The sequence below is a fragment of the Paraburkholderia sediminicola genome (assembly GCF_046027825.1).
GTDB lineage: Bacteria > Pseudomonadota > Gammaproteobacteria > Burkholderiales > Burkholderiaceae > Paraburkholderia > Paraburkholderia sediminicola_D.
Genome location: NZ_JAQQDU010000183.1, coordinates 1 through 6168 on the forward strand (window position 1 = coordinate 1; position 6168 = coordinate 6168).

Consider the following 6168-nt stretch of genomic DNA (forward strand, 5'->3'; position numbering starts at 1 on the left):
GGTCGGACGAGACCTGGGCGGGTTCTTCAAACGACAAAAGGCCGCTTCAGGCGGCCCTTTGTCGTTTAACGTCTCGGGAAGTGTCCCGTCGGCTAACTGCTCAAACTCATCAGCGCATGCGTTGCCGAATCCGTTACCTCGACAAACCCATCAATTTCCATCTCCAGTTCCCGCGGTAGCGCGAGCATATTGCACGACACCAACTTGCCGTAGATATTCTCCATGCGATCAAAGAAATTGCCCGGGTTAAAAACAAAGGCGGCAAGTGCCACCACATCCGGTATTCCTTCGACCACAACCACTCGATCAACGCCTGCGACTGATCGAGCCGGTCGTTCTCCACATAAATCACGGGCCGCGAGCGGGCAATCGTTTCCTCCGCCCCTAGCAGCGCGTTCAACTCGAACCCTTCCACGTCGAGCTTCAGCAGCCCCACCGTATGCGAGCGCAGCACATCGTCCAGCCGCACGCACGGAACCGGAAGCGTAGTCGCCGCAGCCTCCGTTTGCATCGACACGCCGCCGAAGTTGCCTGGCGCGTCATAGTCGGGTCGCTCAAAATGTAGCGTCCCTGCAGTCGCCCCACACGCATACGGCCACGCCAGCACGTTGCGCACACCATTGGCCGCGAGATTCGCACAGAGGTTCTGAAAGATCACCGGCTGCGGCTCGAACGCAACGAGCACCTGACGGCGCACCTGCGCTTCGCGCGCCAGCATGATCGTATGCACGCCGATATTCGCGCCGACTTCCACGACGATGCCCGGCTGCACCAGTAACTGTCTCAACACGGCAGATTCGAGCTCGCTGCATTCACCGTATTCGATGAGTGCGCGGCCGAGATAGAAGTCGTTCGGATTGGCGAGCATCCAGCCATGACGGGTCTGGACGAGTTGCGTGTGCTCGCCGAGCGGTAGCGGAACAGAAGAGGGCGTGACCATGGACATTGAGCGGAAAAAAGACCACGCAAATGTACGGTTCGCCGCTGTCCTTGTATATAAGACGGGCTCTTAAGGATTCTTATTTTTCTGCAAAAATTCGCCGCCAAAACCTAAGGCTCCGAGACGATCAGCCCGTCAGCCGATCGTCATCGCAGTCAGATCAGGTCGCGGCCAGTTCGATCTTTGGCGCAAACGAATCGCTTTGCGCCATAGGCCAATATTTCTCGTACAGCGTGTAGCGATAGTTGCCGTTCAGCAGATCGTTCGGCTCGAGATACTTCAACAGTTCGGACATCAACCGCACCTCATGCGACGAGACACGCCTCACGATGTGATGCGCGCGCAGTTCCGACGGATGCTTGAGCCCCGTGGCCTGAATGATTTCCTTCAACGCATGCAGTGTGTTGTGATGGAAGTTGAACACGCGGTCGGCCTTGTCCGGTACAACCAGCGCGCGCTGACGCACCGGGTCCTGCGTCGCGACGCCGGTCGGGCAGCGGCCGGTGTGGCAGGTCTGTGCCTGAATGCAACCGACCGCGAACATGAAGCCTCGCGCCGCATTGACCCAATCCGCGCCGATCGCGAGCGTCTTCGTGATGTCGAAAGCGGTAATCATCTTGCCGCTCGCGCCGATGCGGATGCGTTGACGCAAGCCAATGCCGACCAGTGTGTTGTGCACCAGCAGCAGGCCTTCCTGCAGCGGCACGCCGACGTGATCGGTGAACTCCAGCGGCGCCGCGCCCGTGCCGCCTTCCGCGCCGTCGACTACGATGAAGTCCGGCAGAATCCCTGTCTCCAGCATCGCCTTCGCAATGCCGAAGAATTCCCAAGGATGCCCGATGCACAGCTTGAACCCGGTCGGCTTGCCGCCGGACAGCGTGCGCAAACGGTCGACGAATTCGAGCAGGCCGCGTGGCGACGAGAATTCGGAGTGGGTAGCGGGCGAGATGCAATCGCGCCCCATCGGCACGCCGCGCGTCTCCGCAATCTCGGGCGTGATCTTCGCGGCCGGCAGCACGCCGCCGTGACCGGGCTTCGCGCCTTGCGAGAGCTTCACCTCGATCATCTTCACTTGCGGCTCGGCGGCCTGCTTGGCGAACTTCTCCGCGCTGAAGGTGCCGTCGTCGTTACGGCAGCCGAAATAACCGGAAGCGATTTCCCAGATGATGTCGCCGCCATGCTCGCGGTGGTATTTCGACATCGAGCCTTCGCCCGTGTCGTGCGCGAAGTTGCCTTTCTTCGCGCCGAGGTTCAGCGCCATGATCGCGTTCGCCGACAACGAGCCGAAGCTCATCGCTGAGACGTTGAAGATCGACATCGAATAAGGCTTTGCGCGGTCGGGCCCGACGACGACACGGAAGTCGTGGTTGTCGACTTTGGTCGGCGCGAGCGAGTGGCTGATCCATTCGTGCGCGACAGCTTTGACGTCGAGTTCGGTGCCGTACGGGCGGCTATCCACGTCGTTCTTCGCGCGCTGATAGACGATGCTGCGTTGCGCGCGCGAGAACGGTTTCTCGTCGGTATCGTCTTCGACGAAATACTGGCGGATCTCCGGGCGAATGAATTCGAACAGGAAGCGGAAGTGGCCCCACAGCGGATAGTTACGCAGAATCGCGTGGTGTTGCTGCGTGAGGTCGAACAGGCCGAGCGCGACGAGCACTACCGGGACGATGATCCAGAACCACGAAATGTGATGCGTCGCGGCCAGCACCGCACAGACTGCGAGCAGAGCAACCGCGCACCACATCGCCAGATAACGTCGAGAAAACATGGGGACTCCAGTGCAGTGAAGATCGTCGCGGAGGGATCGTCGACGCTGTCGGCGCAGACGGAATCCGTCGCGAAGGAAACGAACAACTGCTTGTTATGGTGAAGCTAGCTGCGGCTCAAAGGTGAAACGCGTGGGTGAAGCGTGAAGTCTGAAGCTTGAAGGTGAGACATGCAGGTGAGGCATGGAAGGTGAAGCGGGGTGCGGCGACACCAGGCGTTGCCGCACGATAAAACCCATGGATCAACGGGCGGTTAGCAACGCTGCCTTTTGCGGCTGGCGCGCCGTGGGCTGCCCGGTCACCGCGTGTTCGATGATGCCGCCGCCGAGACACACGTCGCCATCGTAGAGCACCGCAGATTGCCCGGGTGTGACAGCCCATTGGGCGGCGTCGAAATTCAGTTCGAAGAGGCCTTCACCGACACCCGCCGCGCTTGCAGCCGCAGTTGCACCCGCGCTGAACGTGCACGGTGCATCCGCTTGCCGGTAACGGGTTTTCGCGCCGCACGCGAAACCGTCGGCCGGCGGCTCGCCCGCCACCCAGCTCGTATTGCCCGCGCTCAACGTATGGCTGAGCAGCCACGGATGGTCGTGGCCTTGCGCGACATACAGCGTGTTCGACGCAATATCCTTACCGGCGACGAACCACGGCTCGCCGCTGCCGTCCTTGCTGCCGCCGAGGCCGATGCCTTTGCGCTGCCCGAAGGTGTAGAACGCGAGGCCAATGTGTTCGCCGACCACTTTGCCGTCGGTGGTTTTCATCGGACCGGGTTGGGTCGGCAGATAGCGGTTCAGGAAATCGCGGAACGGCCGTTCGCCGATAAAGCAGATGCCGGTCGAGTCTTTCTTCTTCGCATTCGGCAGCGCGATCTGTTCGGCGATCTCGCGGACTTTGGTTTTCGGGATCTCGCCCAAAGGAAACAGCGTTTTCGACAACTGCGCCTGATTCAGGCGATGCAGGAAGTACGACTGATCCTTCGTATGATCCAGGGCCTTCAACAGTTCGAAGCGGCCGTTGTTCTCACGCACGCGCGCATAGTGGCCGGTCGCGATGGTTTCCGCGCCGAGCGACATGGCGTGGTCGAGGAAGGCCTTGAACTTGATTTCGGCGTTGCACAACACGTCCGGATTCGGCGTGCGGCCGGCGGAGTATTCGCGCAGGAATTCGGCAAACACGCGATCTTTGTACTCGGCGGCGAAGTTGACGGCTTCGACGTCGATACCGATCAGGTCCGCCACCGAGACGACGTCGATCCAGTCCTGCCGCGTCGAGCAGTACTCGCTGTCGTCGTCGTCTTCCCAGTTCTTCATGAACAGGCCGACCACGTCGTAGCCCTGTTCCTTCAGCAGCCACGCGGTAACCGACGAATCGACGCCGCCCGACATGCCTACTACGACTTTCTGCTTGCTCATAAGGTGCTCACTGGGTACTGCGTGACTTCATTGATCGTGGGTGGACCGTGTTGCCCGGCCGCCTGGTTGGCCACTCATGACGATTCAGGCCTGTTTATGACGGGTGAGGCCTGGCTATGCCCGCTTACGTCTATTTACGCCTGCTTGTGCCCGACCGAATGCGTATGCACGAAGTCGAGCGGGAAACGCCGCCCCGCGAGGTAATCGTCGAGACATTGCATGACGAGCGGGGTGCGATGCCGCTCAGGGCACGCGCGCAATTCATCGGCGCTCATCCACAGCGTGCGGACAATGTCGGGATCGAGCGCGCGCTCCAGATCCGCTGCGCCGCTCGTGCCGCAATAGGTGAAGCGCAGATACGTCACGCCCTCACTGCCGGGCCGCTCGAAATGCGTCATATACATGCCGACCAGCGCCTCGGGCGTGAACGGATGGGCGGTTTCTTCTAGCGTTTCGCGGATGACCGCTTCCAGAAGCGTTTCGCCCGCTTCCAGATGGCCGGCGGGCTGATTCAGGCGCAGGCCGTCGGCGGTATGTTCCTCGACCACGAGAAAACGCCCGTCGCGCTCGACGATGGCCGCAACGGTGACGTGCGGCAGCCAAGTTTCCGGTTTCATGGGTGCGCATTTTACCGGTTATGGGCCTGGGCTGCCGGGAAGCGGGCGATCAAGCCCCCCCGGATTGTCCCCGATTTATGCGCACCCCCAGGTTTCGGTTAAAGTGACGCCGTTAGCCGTTGCACTTGCAAGCCGGCGTGCCTCGTCGGCAGGTCTGTCGTAAAACAGGAAGTCGAGGAGGAGCAAAGATGCACATCGGAGTGCCAGCCGAGACGCGCGCGCACGAAACCCGCGTCGCCGCGACGCCCGAAACGGTCAAGAAGTACGTGACCCAGGGCCACCGGGTCACGATCCAGAGCGGCGCCGGCACCGGCGCGAGCTTTCCTGACGAAGCCTTTACAGCCGCCGGCGCGGAAATCGTCGACGCGGCTACTGCTTTTGGGGCCGATCTCGTCCTCAAGGTGCAGTCTCCGACCGATGCCGAATTGCCGTTTCTGAAGCGCGGCGCGACGCTGGTCGGCATGCTCGATCCGTTTAATACCGAAAACTCATCAAAACTGGCGGCTGCGGGCGTCACCGCGTTCGCTCTGGAAGCCGCGCCGCGCACCACCCGCGCGCAGAGCCTCGACGTGCTGTCGTCGCAGGCGAACATCGCCGGGTACAAGGCGGTGCTGCTGGCGGCCACGCTCTATCCGCGTTTTATGCCGATGCTGATGACCGCCGCGGGCACCGTGAAAGCGGCGCGTGTGCTGATTCTCGGCGCGGGTGTGGCGGGTCTGCAGGCGATCGCGACCGCCAAGCGCCTCGGCGCGGTAATCGAGGCGTCCGACGTGCGTCCGGCGGTCAAGGAGCAGATCGAATCGCTCGGCGCGAAGTTTCTCGATGTCCCGTACGAAACCGATGAGGAGCGTGAAGCCGCGCAGGGCGTCGGCGGTTATGCGCGGCCAATGCCGCCTTCGTGGCTGACACGTCAGTCGGCGCTGGTCCACGAACGCGCCAAACAGGCCGATATCGTCATCTCGACCGCCTTGATCCCAGGCCGGGCCGCACCGACGCTGATCTCGGTGGAAACCGTGCAGGCGATGAAACCCGGCTCCGTGCTGGTGGACCTGGCTGCTGGGCGCGGCGCCGAGTACGAAGGCCGGCGCGGCGGCAATTGCCCGTTGACTGAAGCGGACCAGGTCGTCACCCGAAACGGCGTGCAGATCGTCGGCTATACGAATCTGGCTTCGATGGTGCCTGCCGACGCGTCGTCCTTATACGCGCGCAACCTGCTCGACTTCCTGAAGCTGATCATCACCAAGGAAGGCGCCCTGAACATCGATCTCGCAGACGACATCGTCGCGGCCACGCTGCTGGCCCGTGACGGCGAAGTCGCGCGTAAAGCTTAGAGGAGAGCGGCGATGGAAGTCATCAACCACACCGTCATCAACCTGATCATTTTCGTGCTGGCGATCTACGTCGGCTACCACGTCGTCTGGAACGTCACA

At 61.8% G+C, this 6168-nt stretch carries 5 protein-coding genes and 1 pseudogene; 2 read left to right on the top strand and 4 right to left on the bottom strand.

What is annotated here, in order from left to right; all coding sequences use genetic code 11:
* Positions 1-133: 133 nt before the first annotated feature.
* The 4 genes from PQQ96_RS41305 to PQQ96_RS41320 all read right to left on the bottom strand — a co-directional run bounded on the left by PQQ96_RS41305 (position 134) and on the right by PQQ96_RS41320 (position 4738).
* Positions 134-940, bottom strand: a complete 807-nt coding sequence (locus PQQ96_RS41305) for an FkbM family methyltransferase (RefSeq protein ID WP_408303068.1) — start codon at positions 938-940, stop codon at positions 134-136.
* A gap of 160 nt (positions 941-1100) precedes the next feature.
* On the bottom strand, positions 1101-2711 hold the full coding sequence (locus PQQ96_RS41310) for an FMN-binding glutamate synthase family protein (protein WP_408303070.1): 1611 nt from the start codon (positions 2709-2711) through the stop codon (positions 1101-1103).
* Positions 2712-2951: 240 nt separating this feature from the next.
* Positions 2952-4121 carry a tRNA 2-thiouridine(34) synthase MnmA gene (mnmA, locus tag PQQ96_RS41315; protein ID WP_408303072.1) on the bottom strand — a complete coding sequence of 390 codons (1170 nt, stop codon included), beginning with the start codon at positions 4119-4121 and terminating at the stop codon, positions 2952-2954.
* 134 nt (positions 4122-4255) lie between these two features.
* A complete protein-coding gene (locus tag PQQ96_RS41320; RefSeq protein ID WP_408303074.1) occupies positions 4256-4738 on the bottom strand; it encodes an NUDIX hydrolase in 483 nt (160 codons plus the stop codon).
* Positions 4739-4926: 188 nt separating this feature from the next.
* On the opposite strand from PQQ96_RS41320, the gene PQQ96_RS41325 reads away from it, so the two are divergent.
* Positions 4927-6069: a Re/Si-specific NAD(P)(+) transhydrogenase subunit alpha gene (locus PQQ96_RS41325; RefSeq protein ID WP_408303076.1), complete on the top strand. Its 1143-nt coding sequence runs from the start codon at positions 4927-4929 to the stop codon at positions 6067-6069.
* A 12-nt stretch (positions 6070-6081) separates the two neighbouring features.
* Positions 6082-6168, top strand: a pseudogene (locus tag PQQ96_RS41330) (NAD(P) transhydrogenase subunit alpha); the annotation flags it as partial.